We start from the raw sequence: 16,295 nt of genomic DNA on the forward strand, positions 1-16,295 counted from the left end.
CCTAGCAGAAACATTAAATTCTAAATAGAAAACTATCAAAAAAGCAAAGGAATGACTAAAAACAGCCTATTTAAGGGGGGTAAATTGAAAAAAAACGAGGTCTAATTCGAAAACAATAAGGACAGATTCGTCAAAAAACAGTAATTAACAAAAAAATACTACTTTATTTATTTTATACTAAAATTAGAGCTGATATTTCTTGAAATCAATAAAAAATCCTAACCACATTATTAATGCGATTAGGATTACAATACTAATTCTCAATTTTAATTAAGAATAACTATTTAATGATATTCAAATCTTTGTTAAATGAATCCTTGTATTTCTTAACATACAAAGAAGGAGTCATACCAAATAATTTCACAAACTGTTGTCTGAAATATTTTTGATCTTCAAAACCTACTTCGGCACTCGCCTGAGATATATTGACGTTTTCGGTAAGTAATATCATAGCAGCTCTTCTCAAACGAATTGAGCGGATAAAAGCATTCAGAGTCTCTCCTGAAATAATCTTGATTTTTGTGTACAAAGTACGATGACTCATTCCCATTTCGAGAGCGAAATTTTTAATTGAAAAATCCCTATTCCCCATATTGACTTCGATAATATCAATACATTTCTTTAAAAAATCCTGATACTCGGCCGGTACTTTTTGGACATTTTCTTTCAAAGTAATACTGTCTAAGAAATACTTTCTGAGATTTCCTCTATTCTTTAATAAAGTATCCACTCGGGCCACGAGCAAATCATCATCAAATGGTTTGGTAATATAATCATCGGCACCATCGGTTATCCCCTGCAAATGGGTTTCCGGATTATTTGTAGCCGTTAATAAAACAACCGGTATGTGCGATAATTCGTCACTTTCTTTTATTCTTTTACATAACTCCAGGCCATCCATCACTTCCATTGCAATATCCGAAATTACAATATCAGGCATGTATTTTTTAGTCAATTGTAAACCTTCGTGACCGTTTACAGCGCTATAAACCAAATGATTTCCGGAAAACAACTGAATCAAATAATTTCTAATCTCAACATTATCATCAATTATCAACACCGATTTTTTATCGGTAAGCATCTTTTTGTTGAGCTCTTCATTGAATTCAGCAGAACCGGCATCATCATTTTTATCTAAATCATCAAATAAAAGTTCTTCTACTAATTCGCTCATTTTAGGAACATTTGAACTAATTGGCAAATCGTCAAAATGCTCCTGACCTTTTAAAAATGCCAATGTAAAGCAGCTTCCTTTACCCAATTCACTTTCGCAGGCAACTTTTCCTTTGTGTTTGTCTACAAAATACTTCACGATATACAATCCAATTCCAAAACCTGTACTTACAGCAACTTTAGAATCTAATTGCTTGAATTTTTCAAAAATAGCTTCAATATTTTGCTGAGCAATACCTGTTCCTGTATCAGAAATGGCTACCGACACTTCTTTTTCAGTTTGGGTTAGTTTAACGGCAATACTTCCTCCATCGGCAGTATATTTAAACGCATTGGAAACCAAATTGAACAATGAAATTTCAATCTTTTCATAATCTCCAATAATTTGAAGAGTCTCATCAGGAATTTCAATCGTATAATTTATGGCTTTATCCCGGGCTTGCGTCACAAAACATTGGTACACTTCCTGACACAAATCGTTCATATTAATTTCTGACAATCGCAATACATCAGCATCGTTTTCGGCCTTACGGAAAAGCAACAATTGATCTACCAGACTTAACAATCGCCTTGCATTTCTATAAGCAATTTGCAAATCGCCTTTAGATGCATCATTTTGAGCATCTTCTTTTTTAATTACTTTTTTCAAAGGATTAATAATAAGTGCAAGCGGTGTACGGAATTCATGAGAAATATAAGTAAACATCGACGATTGCTTTTCGGCAATTTCTTTCTCTTTCTCTCTTTCCAGTTCTGCTATTTGGACTTTATACTTTAATCCTTCTTTGTATTTACTGTATTTGATATAATTGTAAATAATGCTTCCGCCAATAATCAAATACAAAAGATAAGCCCACCAGCTTCTGTACCATGGCGGCAAAACTACTATTCGAATCAAAGTCTCTGCCTTGCTTAATTCATCCTGAAAATTAGACGTTTTTACTTTGAAAAGATAAGTTCCCTCTGAGAGATGCGGATAATTGGCTTTTCTGTTTTGCCCAGCATTGCTCCATTGATCATCCCAGCCTTCGAGAAAATAAGCGTAATTAATTTTATCGGCACCCGAATAATCCAAAGCTACAAACTCAATAGAAAGTGTAGTCTGATCATAAGGTAATCTAATTTCCTGGATTTGATTGTTTTTAGTCCACTCCGAAATCAACTCGGGTTTAGTTGCGATGGGTTCGTTATTTACATTTAAATCCGAAAGAAGAATCTTTGTATTCGAAATTTCATCCTTTATTAATTCAGGATAAAACAAATTAAAACCATTGATTCCTCCAAAGAAAAACTCTCCGGTCGCTAATTTTAAACCGGCATTAAAACTAAACTGATTACTTTGTAATCCGTCATTTTTAGAAAAATTCCTGAAGGTTTTAGTCTTGGTATTCAACCTGCTCAAACCATTGTAGGTACTCATCCATAAATTACCATTTTTATCTTCCAATATTCTCAAAATAGTATTAGATGCCAAACCATCGGCAGTAGTAAACCTCTTGAAAGTGTTGGTTTTTCGATTAAACAATAGCAATCCTCCTTCCTGGGTTGCTACCCAAAGTTGCTTATTCCTGTCTTCGTGTACAGCACGTACAGGATAACCAATATTGATTTTTCCGTGTTTTCTTCGGGCATTATCTATCCATACAATCGAAGTATAATTACCACCCCAAAGTTTACCATCTCTGGTTTCCGTTAAGCATTGTAAATTATTGATATTCTTATCATAAAGCTGAAAGGAGTTTTTAGCACGATTAAAAAAGTACAAACAACCCTCATTAGTAGCACTTGCCCAAAGATTCTTTTTGGAATCCTCATAAACAAACCAAATATTTTTCTCTACCTGCTTTGTAAACGGATTATAACAGGAATAACGGCTTATGGAATTGGTTTTAGGATTGATTCGGTTAACACCTCCTGCCCAGGTTGAGAGCCAAATCTCATTATTACTGTCGCGAATAATATTGGTAATAAAGTTACTCGAAATAGCGTTTACCGAATTTAAACTGGTATTATAAACGGTATAAGTATTGTTTTTTCGATTCCAATAACGCAATCCTGCCCCATCGGTTCCTATCCACAAATTGTGTTTTTCATCCTCACAACTGGATAAAATAAAATTCTGAGCCAGATTGTTATCTTTAACATTGTATTTGATGTTTTTAAAATACTTGGGAGTAGCACTAATCATACTGATTCCGCCACGCAGCGTACCAAACCAAATGTTTCCAAAGAAATCTTCATAAACGCTCCAAATCGAACTACTTTTTACAATTGGCTGCGAATTAACGCTGCTATAAGGAATTACATTTTTATTAATTTTATCTAATTTATAAATCCCCGATCCATCAGTCGCAATCCAAAATTGGTTTTTCTTATCTCTAAGGATATTGGAAACAATACATTTATTAGAAAAATAGTTTTTTGAGATTGAAAAAGTGGTCGTATTAAAAAGAAAAAGTCCTTCATCGGTACCCAGCCAAAGATTGCCATCCTTATCCCTTTCCATGCATTTTACCTCCATAGACAATGGAGCTATCAATGTCATTTTTTTCGAAAGGTAATTGTAATTACATAGTCCTAAATTCCTAACATAGACCCAACAAGCTGTTCCCTTTGCATTGTTTTGAATCGTTACGGCATCATAACTAAATGCTTTCTTTAATTTAGCAATGGGAATCGTTTTACCCACAAACGTACCTTTTTCAAATACAATCAATCCTGAATTTTGTGTAGCCAATACAACCAATTCCTTCGAAACTGCTTTTATTTGATGCACTACATTTTTTAAAACTACAGCAGCAGCATTCTCCTGTTCTTTATATTTAACCGGATAAAACAGTGCTTTAGACTTATCATAAATGCTGGCTCCTTTATTTCCCCCAACCCAAATATTTCTTTTGGAATCGCCTTCTAAAGAATAAACCGTATTAGTTGATAAGGAATTTTCGTTATTAATTTCATTTCGAAAAACCTTAAATGTATAGCCATCATAGCGGTTCAAACCATCGTAAGTTCCAAACCACATAAATCCGTCCACATCCTGATAAATGGTAGTAACCGAATTATTAGACAAACCATCTGAAATATCGAGAAATTTCACCGAATAATCCTGAGCAATACCTATAAAAGGGAAGAAAAACAGCGCTAATAACAGAACTAAATATCTTAAAAGCAAAGATTTAAACATGAAATTACCTGATTATAATTGAACAGCACAAGATATAATAAAATTAGTTAATCTCATAAACTCATCGCCTTTTTCAAATAGAAATTATGATTTAAAAATGATTTTTAATGCATAAAAAAAATGTGAAATCAAATTGCTTCGATTTCACATTTTTTATTTAGAATCTTATCTATTTCTTACCAGAACTTCACATATAAAGCAGCGATAATTAATAATGTAATAATGATTAATACTGTAGTTTGAGGTTTAACCTTGAACATTTCAGTATCCAATTCAAATGCTTTAGGGTTAACTTTTGGTCCTGCAAAACTCACTCCAATCATCAAAATCATAGTGAATAAGAATGATAATCCCATACAAATGTGGAATGGAATTTCATATAAACCTTTACCATTTGGATAAGCCGTGTACAAGAAAGTTTCGTTTCCAAACATTCCCGGTGCATACTCATTGAATAAAACCGATAAGAAGAAACCAGCTAATACTCCCACGATAGCAGCCGTTCCTGTAGTTCTTTTCCAGAACATACCTAAGAAGAACATCGCAAATACCCCTGGACTAATGAATCCTGTATATTTTTGGATATAAGTAAATCCTCCTACTCCACCAATTCCTAGTAAATCATTCCAAGTAAATAATACCGCAAGTACCATTGAAGCAAAAACAGCATAGCGACCAATGTTTACCTGAGCTCTGTCAGAAGCTCCTTTTTGAATGTATTTTTTATGAACGTCTAAAGTATAGATTGTAGAAATACTGTTTACTTTACCCGCTAATGAAGCTACAATCGCAGCAGTCAAAGCCGCAACCGATAATCCTTTTAATCCTGTAGGCAAGAATGTCAACATAGCTGAGTAAGCTCCGTCTTTTCCTCCTACTAATTGTGGTAAATGTCCTCCTTGATATAAAACATAAGCTGCAATACCAGGTAACATTACAATTACAGGCATTAATAATTTTAATAAACCAGCAAATAAAATACCTGTACGAGCCGTTGTTAAATCAGCTCCTAAGGCTCTTTGAGTAATGTATTGGTTACATCCCCAATAGTTTAAGTTGATAATCCAGATACCTGCTAAATACGACAATATTCCAGGGAAAGTAAGGTATTTATCAATTTCTAACTGTGTAGAAGTAGCTGTTGGTCTAGGAATAATCATTTTGAAATGCTCCGGAGCTTCCTGCATTAAGACATTGAATCCAGCAATAGCATCTTTACCAACTCCAAAATATTCTCCTACTGTTGTTAAAGCGATATAAGAAGTTACTAAACCTCCAATAATCAATACTGCTACCTGAATAACGTCAGTATAAGCAACCACCTTCATACCTCCAAGAGAGATAATCAACGCAAAAATAGCCAATCCTAACATAATAACGTGAAGGTATTCTCCTCCCGCTAATCCGTTAATAGCAACAGCTCCTAAGTATAAAATAGAAGTTAAGTTTACAAATACATACAAAAACAACCAGAAAACAGCCATAATCAAAGCCGTAGTCTCATTATAACGTGTTGTCAGGAATTGAGGCATGGTGTAAATCTTGTTTTTCAAATAAACAGGAATAAACCAAATCGCAATGATAATTAAGGCGATAGCAGCAACCCATTCGTAAGCAGCTACAGCTATTCCTAAAAAGAATCCTTCCCCACTCATCCCGATAAACTGCTCAGCTGAAATGTTAGAAGCAATTAACGAAGCTCCAATAGCCCACCAGGTTAATGTTCCTTCGGCTAAGAAATACGCCTTAGCATCGTGTTCGTTTTTTTCGCGCTTGCGATAGATGATATATCCGTAAATGGATACTATCAAAAAGTAGACAATAAAGACTGCATAATCTGCAAATTCGAGACTTGAGCTCATAAAAAAATGGTTTTTAATTGATTAATATTAGTTGTTTAGATTTAAATTACAATTAATAATGTTTAAATTCTCATTTCTAAAAATCGTATATTTCTTTTACGAATAATTAAGAATCAGGAAGATAAAACTTTCGAATTCTGCTAAAATTTTAGTTATAAAATTCTACTTCAATTTTATTCTAAGATATTTTTTGCGAAAAACGAAATCCAAAAGTAAAATAAAAATACTTATTTCCATCATTTTTTTAAGTGTTCAAATAACATTTAACTTTTTCAAAAAACATAAATACCTTAAAAACAATTAAATAACAAAATAATAGAGCGTATTTTTTTTGGAAAAATAACAAAAATAGATCAAAAATCTTTTTCAAACCAGCTTGCAGGCTTTTCAATAAAGCATTTGAATTTCTTTAATATCATATTCAGCAAAAGTATCATCCTCTAAAAGAACAACTAATTTTCCTTTTTGAGTTACCCCCTGTATAATTCCCATAAAAGCTTTTTCCGTTTCTGTTTTAAAAGGCATCGGAATTCCTTTTTTAAACAATAGTTTAAAGTATTCGTTCCATAAATATTCAGGATTGGAAGCAACAAGTCCCAAATTAACTTTTAATCGCTCCACAATTAAGACAACTAATTCGTCTTTATCGAAAGTGGAATTGACTACAACTGCCATAGAAGAAGCTTTGGGTAAATTTTCAAAATCTGTTTGATTCACATTCAAACCGATACCAATGACAGAAGAAATAGTACCGTCACTTTTGAAACTATTTTCAATAAGAATGCCAGCAATTTTGAAATTAGCTGACATAATGTCGTTAGGCCATTTGATACTCAAATTGGGAATATTAAAAGTTTTCAGCACCTGAATGAGTGTTAAAGTAGTGGCTATATTAAAATTGTAAATCGCCTCCACACCCACTAACAAATCCTTAACAAAAACACTCATTATTAGATTCTTAGATTTTTCAGAATTCCAAACAGCTCCCATCTGACCCCGTCCTTTCGTTTGATTTTCGGCAGTAACTACAGTAAAATTTTCAAGCTCCTCAGTTGCCGATAATCCCTTTAGAAAATCATTTGTAGAATCTATGGCATCGAGTTTGATTAGTTTCATTAGCAATTATTTTTGTAACATTATTTAATATTATGTTAAGGTTCAAAAATAATCACAAAAAATGGTAACTTTACACACTTATTATAAAAATAATTCATGGCAAAAAAAACTGTAAATAATGATGCGTTACTTGCAAACATTATCAAAGGAATAGAAGAAGTAAAAGGAAATGACATAGATATTCTCGATCTCAGAGAAATAGACACTGCTGTTTGCGACTATTTTGTTATCTGCAACGGAAATTCAAATACTCAGGTTAACGCAATTGTTAACTCCATTCAAAAAATTGTTTCTAAAGAAATTAAAGATAAACCCTGGCATGTTGAAGGTACAGACAATGCCGAATGGGTACTTATGGACTACGTAAACATAGTGGTTCACGTTTTTCAAAAACAAATTAGAGAATATTACAACATTGAAAGTTTGTGGGGAGATGCGAAAATCACTACAATTGCAAACAAATACTAAATGTATAAGATAAAAAATAATGGCAAAAGACAATAATCCCAATCCTAATAAATTTAGAATTAGCCCTTGGTTAGTTTATACAACCATATTACTTATTTTTTTATTTATAAGTTTTGTAACTGGTAGTTCCAGCCTACAAGAACCTGCTCAATTAACTTCTTCAAAATTCAATATCTATTTAGAAAAAGGACAAATTGAAAAAGTTATTGTTTACAACAAAACAGAAGCAGAAGTTTTTTTAAAACCAGAAGCTTTAAAAGACAAAGAACACCAAAGAGTTGCCAAAGACATTTTTGACCGTCCTAACAAAGGGCCTCAATACACTTTTGAAATTGGTAACGATCAGATTTTTCAAACTAAATTAGAAAAAGCTGTTACCGAAGGAAAACTTAAAGATTTTAATTTTGTAGCCAAAAGTAATTGGTCTGATATCGTAATTAGCTTACTTCCGGTAATCATCATCATTGGTGTATGGATTTTTATCATGCGCAAAATGTCAGGTGGTGGCGCTGGTGGTGGCGGACAAATTTTCAGTATTGGAAAATCAAAAGCAAAACTTTTTGACGAAAAAACCGATGTTAAAACCACTTTTAAGGATGTTGCCGGACTTGAAGGAGCTAAAGAAGAAATTCAGGAAATTGTAGAATTCCTGAAAAATCCTGAAAAATACACTAATCTTGGAGGTAAAATCCCTAAAGGAGCACTACTTGTAGGACCTCCGGGAACAGGTAAAACACTTTTAGCAAAAGCCGTAGCCGGTGAAGCTCAGGTTCCGTTTTTCTCTTTATCAGGTTCTGATTTCGTAGAAATGTTTGTAGGAGTTGGTGCTTCAAGAGTTCGTGATTTATTCAAACAAGCTAAAGAAAAATCTCCTTCTATCATTTTTATTGACGAAATTGATGCAGTAGGTCGTGCCAGAGGAAAAAATAACATTTCAGGAGGAAACGACGAAAGAGAAAATACTTTGAACCAATTATTAACCGAAATGGATGGTTTTGGTTCTAATTCTAACGTAATTGTATTAGCTGCTACCAATAGAGCTGATGTTCTTGATAAAGCATTAATGCGTGCCGGACGTTTTGACAGACAAATCTTCGTTGATTTACCGGATGTTCGCGAACGTGCCGAAATCTTCAAAGTTCACCTTGCTCCTTTGAAAAAAGTAGAAGGCTTAGATTTAGACTTTTTAGCCAAACAAACTCCGGGATTCTCGGGTGCCGATATCGCTAACGTATGTAATGAAGCGGCTTTGATAGCTGCCCGAAATAATAAAACCGCTGTTGACAAACAGGATTTCCTGGATGCTGTTGACCGTATTGTAGGCGGATTAGAAAAGAAAAACAAAATCATCACTCCTGAGGAGAAAAAAGCAATTGCCATTCATGAAGCTGGTCACGCAACTGTGAGCTGGATGCTTGAACACGCTGCACCACTTATTAAAGTAACCATTGTTCCTCGCGGACAAAGTTTAGGAGCTGCCTGGTACTTACCGGAAGAGCGTCAAATTGTTCGTACTGACCAAATGCTCGATGAAATGTGCGCTACTATGGGAGGTCGTGCTGCCGAAAAAGTAACTTTCAATAAAATTTCTACAGGAGCACTTAGTGATTTAGAAAAAGTAACCCGCCAGGCAAGAGCAATGGTTACAGTTTATGGTTTAAATGAAAAAATTGGAAACGTAACTTATTACGATTCTACAGGACAAAGTGAATACAGTTTCTCTAAACCATATTCTGATGAAACGGCTCAGATTATTGACAAAGAAATCTCTTTATTAATTGAAAGTCAATACCAAAGAGCCATTCAAATACTAGAAGAAAACAAAGACAAATTACATGAACTTGCTGATATTCTTATCGAAAAAGAAGTAATTTTCAAAGACGATTTAGAAGCAATTTTTGGAAAAAGAAACTTTGACAAAAATCTGGAAGAAATAGTCTCTAAATAAGACACTTAATATAAATAATTTAAAATCTTAATTCAAAACCTCGTTTTGAATTAAGATTTTTTTATCTTTGGACGGTTACAAATAATATATCAAGTACCTTACAAAAAAATATGAGTCTTTTTAGAAAACTTTTTGGTTCAAGTATTTCGCCATCAGATGAGGAAAAAGAAAGTCAGAATAACAACTTCTTTCCTGATAACAACATTTCTGTTGACGAACGATTTATCTACAATTTCAAAAAAAATGGAGGTAAATTTTTATACTGTGAAAACAATCAGGAAGTAAAAGATCAATTTGAAAATATCTTAGAAGAAAACGATTGGTTTGAAACCGAAGTACTTTGTTACGACCCTAAACTTTTTTATCTTTTAGACGAAAACAAACTTCCTTACAACAAGCCTTCAAATCCTAAATTCTTACTATCCAGTTGTGAAAATTTAATTGCTGAAGAAGGCTCCATCCTTTTTTCATCAAAGCAAATCAAACAACACAAACCAAACGAATTACCCACTAACATCGTAGTTTTGGCCACAACCAGTCAAATTCTTGCTATGAAGAGTGACGGACTAAGCGCCATTAAAAAGAAATACGAAAGAGATTACCCTACTAATATTACCGCTATTAAATATTTTGAAAAAGCGAAAGAAGAAGACTTTACTCAATACGGCAGTTCTGCTAAAAATCTTTATTTGTTGCTTTTAGAAGATCTTTAAAATGAATGAAACCTTAAAAAGATCAATATCAGGTGCTATTTACATTATATTATTATTAGCTTCTATATTATTCTCTACCGAAAGTTTTTTTATTCTTTTCGGCATTTTTTTACTCATTGCTATTTATGAATTTTGCAATCTAACGCAAGTTAATAAAACACTTCCGTTAATTGCAGCCACGTTGCTATATACTACAATTACACTAATTAGTCATTACAACAAATTTACAACTACTGCAATCAATGAATATTTAGGAACTAATATTGAAATCACTGTAAACATCCAGCAACTTAATATTATTTTATTGGCAACTACTTTAGTAGTATCAGTAAAGTGTATTCTTTTTCTTTTTTATGATAGCGTTCAAACAATAAGTACTTCATCTAAATACTTATATCTTTTTGGCTACGTAACCTTACCATTTATTTTTATAACTAAAATTTCATTTGGTATAAAAGATTACAATCCAAAAATCATCATTGGGCTGTTTCTTTTAATTTGGACAAACGATACTTTTGCCTATATCGTTGGAAAATCCATTGGTAAACACAAACTACTCGAGCGCATTTCTCCTAAAAAAACAATTGAGGGATTTTTCGGCGGCATTCTTTTTGCCATTTTTGCAGGTTACTTAATATCTAAATATTACATTAAACCAAAAAGTGAATTTAGCCAACAATCCATCTTAATTTGGACTTCAATCGCAGCTATTGTTGGGATTTTTGGAACCATTGGCGATTTAATCGAATCTAAATTCAAACGTATTGCCGGTGTAAAAGACAGCGGAAACATCATGCCGGGTCACGGAGGTGTACTAGATAGACTGGATAGTGTTATATTTGTAGCACCAATTATATTTTTATTTTATCAAATTTTAAATTATGTTTCATAAAGAAGGAATCCCATCAATTTTTTTAGGATCAGTTTTTACCGTTGCAGTACTATTACTTGCAGATAAATTTATTGATATCAATTGGCTTAGAATGCTGGTTCAGATATTCGCTTTTCTGGTTTTAATTATCATTTTACAATTCTTTAGAAACCCAAAAAGATCAGTAATTATAAATGAAAACCAAATTCTGGCTCCCGTTGATGGAAAAGTAGTGGTTATCGAAGAAGTTTACGAAGGAGAATACTTTAAAGACAAACGTTTACAGGTTTCTATTTTTATGTCGCCTATTAATGTACACGTTACCAGATATGCAATGAGCGGAATTATTAAATTCAGCAAATACCATCCTGGTAAATTCTTAGTAGCCTGGCATCCAAAAGCAAGTGAAGAAAACGAAAGAACTACCGTTGTCATTGAAAACAATACTTTTGGAGCTATTTTATACCGCCAGATTGCAGGAGCATTAGCGCGCCGTATCGTAAACTATGCCGAAGAAGGCATGCAGGTTATTCAGGGTACCGATGCCGGCTTTATTAAATTTGGTTCAAGAGTAGATTTATTTTTACCTTTAGGTACTCCTGTTGAAGTAGTTCTTAACCAAAAAGCAATTGGAGGAAAAACTATTATTGCAAAAAAATAATGACTGAAAAAGATTTAGATACTCGATTTAACGAAGCGGTTGAAAAAGCCTCTAAAATGACTCAAGCATCTTTACCTCAAGATGTTCAGCTAAGACTCTATGCTTTTTACAAGCAAGCAACTATTGGCACTATGGAAATCAGACAAACATCTAATTTTCATTTAAGAGACGCTTTCAAAACGAATGCCTGGATGCAAATCAGCCATCTTTCAGCTGATGAAGCCAAAGAAAACTATATTGAAATCATTAATTCTCTTTGAAAAACACCCCATACATGAAAAAGATTTTCTTTACTTTAACAAGCCTACTTTTTTTAAGTTTTTTGATTTCATGTAATAATAAAAAACTGACTGAAGTAGTTGAAGTTCCTCTTCCTACAGCTCAAGAAAAAGTAACCCTTGGTTTCCCTGATGATGTAAAAGCAAACCCGGGTTCGTTTTTATTAGACAAACTACCCTATTCGTATGACGCTTTAGCTCCAAGTATTTCACCATTAACACTGGAAGTGCATTATTCAAAGCATTATTTAACATATACGAACAACCTAAATGCAGCTATAGAAGGTACGGAATACGAAAATATGTCTATAGAAAATATCTTAGCTAAACTGGATGTTAACGACACCGAATTAAGAAATAACGCAGGAGGATTTTACAATCATTCCCTATATTGGAAGTCGATGGGACCTAAAGGCGGAGGAACTCCTAAAGACACCATTGCTGTAGCAATCGACAGAGATTTTGGTTCTTTTAATGAGTTCAAAACTGCTTTTATACAGGAAGCAAGTTTGCAATTTGGCTCGGCTTGGGTTTGGTTAATCGTTGACAAAGCAGGAAAACTTAAAATCACCAGTTCTCAAAACCAGGACAATCCTTTAATGAGAAATGCAGCTGTTCCGGGAACTCCTATACTTGCCTTAGATCTTTGGGAACACGCCTATTATCTAGGTTATCAATACCGCAGAAAAACGTACATCGATTCCTTTTTTAATGTAATTAACTGGGATAATGTAAATGAAAATTACAAAAATTCATTTATCAAGAAATACTGATTTGTCTTTCGTAACAAATTAAAAAAATGCCGACACTTACAGCTAATGTACTAGTCGGCTTTTTTATTAGTCACAAATGCTGCTTAGATCTTAAATCTGTCTTTCCAAAATCATAAATAAATAGTAATATTTATTGGGTTTGTTTCCTTTTTCATAAATTTGACAAAAATATACACCCTTGAATAAATCACTATTTTTCATCTGTTTTAGTTTGTTTTTAATTACTTCAATAAAAGTAAACGCACAAACACCTAAAAAAATAATTGTTGAACATTCTGATTTCGCCGATGTTAACCAAGTCGAAATGCCGGATGCTTTCTTACTAACCGGAAACGTAGTAGTAAACCATGACGGAGCGGTGTTAAGTTGTAACAAAGCCTATTATTTTCAAAAAGAAAATTATATCAAAGCCTTTGGAAATGTCCAACTTGTTCAAGGAGACACGCTTTATTTAAACAGCAAATATGCCGAATACAATGGAAATGTAAAAAAGGCTTTTGCTACAGGAGATGTAGTTATGACTTCACCTGATGCTACACTAAAAACAGATACCATTAATTTTGATCGTAATACCCAAGAGGTCTTTTATAACACAAAAGGTGTTATAACCAACAAAGAAAATACACTTGAAAGCAATTCAGGTAAATACTTTGTTGCTGAAAAGAAATTTCAATTTTTAACCGCTGTAACCATAACAAACCCTAAGTATGTTATTAAATCCAACCACTTGGATTATTACAGTAATTCCGGACACTCCTACCTATTAGGGCCTTCAACAATTACAAGCAAAAACAATCACATCTATACTGAAAAAGGTTTTTATGACACCAAAAAAAATCTGGCGCATTTCCTTCGAAAATCGTACATTAAATATGATGACCGTCTGATAGAAGGAGACAGTTTGTACTATGACAGAAATAAAGAATTTGCTTCAGCAACACGAAATGTAAAAATTACTGACTCCATCAATAAAGGAATTGTAAAAGGACATTATGCCGAAATTTTCCAAAAGAAAGATTCAATGTTTGTAACCAAAAGAGCCGTTGCTATCAATTTTGTAGAAAATGACTCGGTTTACATTCATGGAAAAAAACTGATGGTAACCGGAAAAGAGGGAGACAGAATTATCAGAGCCTTCAACAATGTCCGTTTCTACAAAACCGATATGAGCGGAAAATGCGACTCGATACATTCCAGCACTAAAACAGCCCTCACAAAACTAATTGGCAATCCAATACTATGGAATGGCGAAAGCCAAATCACGGGTGATATAATGCATCTCATTGGCGATAAAAAAACGCAAAAACTAGACTCACTAAAGGTGCTCAGTAATACCTTTATCATTTCCAAAGACACCTTAGGTACAGGTTACAATCAAATAAAAGGAGCTAATCTTTTAGGTAAATTTAAAGACGGAAAACTCCATGATGTTGACATTATAAAAAATGCCGAAGTAATTTATTATATGCGCAACGACGACAAAGAACTTATTGGTATCAATAAAAATGTAAGCAGTAAAATCAGCATTCTTTTTGATAAAAATACCATTGAAACCATTACTTTTTTTCAACAAGTTGACGGAGACATTTATCCTGAAGAAGAACTCAATGAATACGACAGGAAATTCAGAGGATTCAAATGGCGGGCAGATGAAAGAATAAAATCTAAAGACGATATCTTTCCTGAAGAAGAAAATCAATACAATGAGAAAATGATTGAGGCAACCAAAAAGGACGAAGCCAAACCGAATGTCCCTATGAAAATCCGAAAAGAAACCTTGAATTACGATAAGAAGAAGAAAAAGAAGTAAGTAATCAGATTACAGAAAGCAATTAGCCGAAGGCAGATTTCAGATTAATAAAATGCTGTAAACTTTGCGATAAAAAAACAAAAAAACGTGAATAACGACTTCATAAAATACCAGGCACAAACATCTCCTTACCCACTGGGAATGGAAGTTTCACATGCCATAGGCTCTTATATCTACGACACCAATAATAAAAAATACCTGGACTTTGTTGCCGGAGTTTCGGCCTGCACTTTAGGTCACCAACCTCCAAGAGTTAATCAGGCAATAAAAGATCAATTGGACAAATATTCGCACGTTATGGTTTACGGCGAATATTCACAAAGTCCGGCAGTGGAATATTGCAAATTGATGGCTTCACTCCTGCCTGAACCTTTAAACAAAACTTATTTAGTCAACTCAGGAACGGAAGCCATTGAAGGTTCTTTAAAACTAGCTCGCAGAGTTACCGGAAGAAGCCAATGGATATCCTGTTATAATGCCTATCATGGAAACACTATGGGTTCGATGAGCGTAATGGGATTTGAAGAACGCAAACAAGCTTTTCGCCCGCTGATTCCCGACGTTGATTTTATCACCTTTAACAACGAAGCCGATTTAGAAAAAATAACTACTAAAACAGCAGGCGTTTTACTAGAAACAATTCAGGGTGGTGCCGGATTTATTGAGCCTCAAAATGATTACCTGAAAAAAGTACGCGAACGCTGTACCGAAGTGGGTGCTATGTTAATTCTGGACGAAATTCAGCCTGGTTTTGGGAGAACCGGAAAATTATTTGGTTTCCAAAACTATGATATTGTCCCTGATATTGTTGCCATGGGGAAAGGTATGGGAGGCGGAATGCCTGTAGGTGCTTTCACCGCATCCTCGGCAATGATGGACTTATTAACCGAAAACCCCAAATTAGGTCATATTACAACCTTTGGCGGACATCCTGTCATTGCGGCAGCCTGCCTGGCTACTTTGAAAGAAATAACTGAAACCGATCTAATGCAGGAAGCTTTGGAAAAAGAAAAACTTTTCAGATCACTTTTGGTACACCCTTTGATACAGGAAGTTAGAGGAAAAGGATTGATGCTGGCTGCTATGACTGCAACTGCTGAAATCACGAATGAAGTTATTTTAAAATGTCAGGACAAAGGATTGATATTATTCTGGTTACTCTTTGAAGGATGCGCTATCAGAATTACACCTCCTTTAACCATTTCTAACGAAGAAATACGTGAAGGATGTAACATAATGCTAACAGTGATGGATGAAATTCAGAAGTCAGGCAGCAGAATTTAGATTCCAGAATCAATTTGATATTGACATTGCAATTTGATATTGCTATTGAGATTCTTTGTTAATTAAATTGTTCACAATAATTCATTTTTTTCTTCTATAATAAACCGAATGATGCCTAACTTTAAACTAGGCCAAATTCTAAAAACAGAAA

The 16,295-nt window shown here is 33.8% G+C and carries 12 protein-coding genes; 9 read left to right on the top strand and 3 right to left on the bottom strand.

Features of this window, described 5'->3' with window-relative positions:
- Nucleotides 1–280: 280 nt before the first annotated feature.
- The 3 genes from BLR17_RS09555 to BLR17_RS09565 all read right to left on the bottom strand — a co-directional run bounded on the left by BLR17_RS09555 (nt 281) and on the right by BLR17_RS09565 (nt 7,338).
- Complete coding sequence (locus BLR17_RS09555) at nt 281–4,360, bottom strand: hybrid sensor histidine kinase/response regulator transcription factor (protein ID WP_066329675.1); 4,080 nt, start codon at nt 4,358–4,360, stop codon at nt 281–283.
- A gap of 176 nt (nt 4,361–4,536) precedes the next feature.
- Nucleotides 4,537–6,222, bottom strand: coding sequence for a sodium/sugar symporter (locus BLR17_RS09560; RefSeq protein WP_066329673.1), 1,686 nt, complete (start codon nt 6,220–6,222; stop codon nt 4,537–4,539).
- Between the two features lie 387 nt (nt 6,223–6,609).
- Nucleotides 6,610–7,338, bottom strand: coding sequence for a biotin--[acetyl-CoA-carboxylase] ligase (locus tag BLR17_RS09565; protein WP_066329671.1), 729 nt, complete (start codon nt 7,336–7,338; stop codon nt 6,610–6,612).
- Nucleotides 7,339–7,434: 96 nt separating this feature from the next.
- Here BLR17_RS09565 and rsfS point away from each other — a divergent pair, with 96 nt between their 5' ends.
- The 9 genes from rsfS (at nt 7,435) to BLR17_RS09610 (ending at nt 16,144) form a co-directional block, all read left to right on the top strand.
- Entirely contained in the window at nt 7,435–7,806 is a 372-nt protein-coding gene (gene rsfS, locus BLR17_RS09570) for a ribosome silencing factor (protein ID WP_066329668.1), read from the top strand.
- Nucleotides 7,807–7,825: 19 nt separating this feature from the next.
- Entirely contained in the window at nt 7,826–9,754 is a 1,929-nt protein-coding gene (gene ftsH, locus BLR17_RS09575; protein ID WP_066329667.1) for an ATP-dependent zinc metalloprotease FtsH, read from the top strand.
- A 110-nt stretch (nt 9,755–9,864) separates the two neighbouring features.
- Nucleotides 9,865–10,467, top strand: coding sequence for a lactate utilization protein B/C (locus BLR17_RS09580; RefSeq protein WP_066329666.1), 603 nt, complete (start codon nt 9,865–9,867; stop codon nt 10,465–10,467).
- A gap of 1 nt (nt 10,468) precedes the next feature.
- Nucleotides 10,469–11,359: a phosphatidate cytidylyltransferase gene (locus tag BLR17_RS09585; protein WP_066329665.1), complete on the top strand. Its 891-nt coding sequence runs from the start codon at nt 10,469–10,471 to the stop codon at nt 11,357–11,359.
- Nucleotides 11,349–11,999, top strand: coding sequence for a phosphatidylserine decarboxylase family protein (locus tag BLR17_RS09590; protein ID WP_066329664.1), 651 nt, complete (start codon nt 11,349–11,351; stop codon nt 11,997–11,999). Before BLR17_RS09585 ends, BLR17_RS09590 begins: the two co-directional genes overlap by 11 nt.
- A complete protein-coding gene (locus BLR17_RS09595) occupies nt 11,999–12,259 on the top strand; it encodes an acyl-CoA-binding protein (protein WP_066329659.1) in 261 nt (86 codons plus the stop codon). The genes BLR17_RS09590 and BLR17_RS09595 overlap by 1 nt, the downstream gene beginning before the upstream one ends.
- A 14-nt stretch (nt 12,260–12,273) precedes the next feature.
- A complete protein-coding gene (locus tag BLR17_RS09600; RefSeq protein WP_066329657.1) occupies nt 12,274–13,050 on the top strand; it encodes a superoxide dismutase in 777 nt (258 codons plus the stop codon).
- A gap of 178 nt (nt 13,051–13,228) precedes the next feature.
- Nucleotides 13,229–14,860, top strand: a complete 1,632-nt coding sequence (locus BLR17_RS09605; RefSeq protein WP_066329654.1) for an OstA-like protein — start codon at nt 13,229–13,231, stop codon at nt 14,858–14,860.
- Between the two features lie 87 nt (nt 14,861–14,947).
- Nucleotides 14,948–16,144: an aspartate aminotransferase family protein gene (locus BLR17_RS09610; RefSeq protein WP_066329653.1), complete on the top strand. Its 1,197-nt coding sequence runs from the start codon at nt 14,948–14,950 to the stop codon at nt 16,142–16,144.
- The last annotated feature ends 151 nt before the right edge of the window (nt 16,145–16,295 follow it).

It is taken from the genome of Flavobacterium glycines (assembly GCF_900100165.1).
GTDB lineage: Bacteria > Bacteroidota > Bacteroidia > Flavobacteriales > Flavobacteriaceae > Flavobacterium > Flavobacterium glycines.

What these genes read in the sequence shown, in the direction of transcription:
- BLR17_RS09555 (WP_066329675.1), bottom strand. Translation starts at nt 4,360, where the DNA reads ATGTTTAAATCTTTGCTTTTAAGATATTTAGTTCTGTTATTAGCGCTG.
- BLR17_RS09560 (WP_066329673.1), bottom strand. Translation starts at nt 6,222, where the DNA reads ATGAGCTCAAGTCTCGAATTTGCAGATTATGCAGTCTTTATTGTCTAC.
- BLR17_RS09565 (WP_066329671.1), bottom strand. Translation starts at nt 7,338, where the DNA reads ATGAAACTAATCAAACTCGATGCCATAGATTCTACAAATGATTTTCTA.
- rsfS (WP_066329668.1), top strand. Translation starts at nt 7,435, where the DNA reads ATGGCAAAAAAAACTGTAAATAATGATGCGTTACTTGCAAACATTATC.
- ftsH (WP_066329667.1), top strand. Translation starts at nt 7,826, where the DNA reads ATGGCAAAAGACAATAATCCCAATCCTAATAAATTTAGAATTAGCCCT.
- BLR17_RS09580 (WP_066329666.1), top strand. Translation starts at nt 9,865, where the DNA reads ATGAGTCTTTTTAGAAAACTTTTTGGTTCAAGTATTTCGCCATCAGAT.
- BLR17_RS09585 (WP_066329665.1), top strand. Translation starts at nt 10,469, where the DNA reads ATGAATGAAACCTTAAAAAGATCAATATCAGGTGCTATTTACATTATA.
- BLR17_RS09590 (WP_066329664.1), top strand. Translation starts at nt 11,349, where the DNA reads ATGTTTCATAAAGAAGGAATCCCATCAATTTTTTTAGGATCAGTTTTT.
- BLR17_RS09595 (WP_066329659.1), top strand. Translation starts at nt 11,999, where the DNA reads ATGACTGAAAAAGATTTAGATACTCGATTTAACGAAGCGGTTGAAAAA.
- BLR17_RS09600 (WP_066329657.1), top strand. Translation starts at nt 12,274, where the DNA reads ATGAAAAAGATTTTCTTTACTTTAACAAGCCTACTTTTTTTAAGTTTT.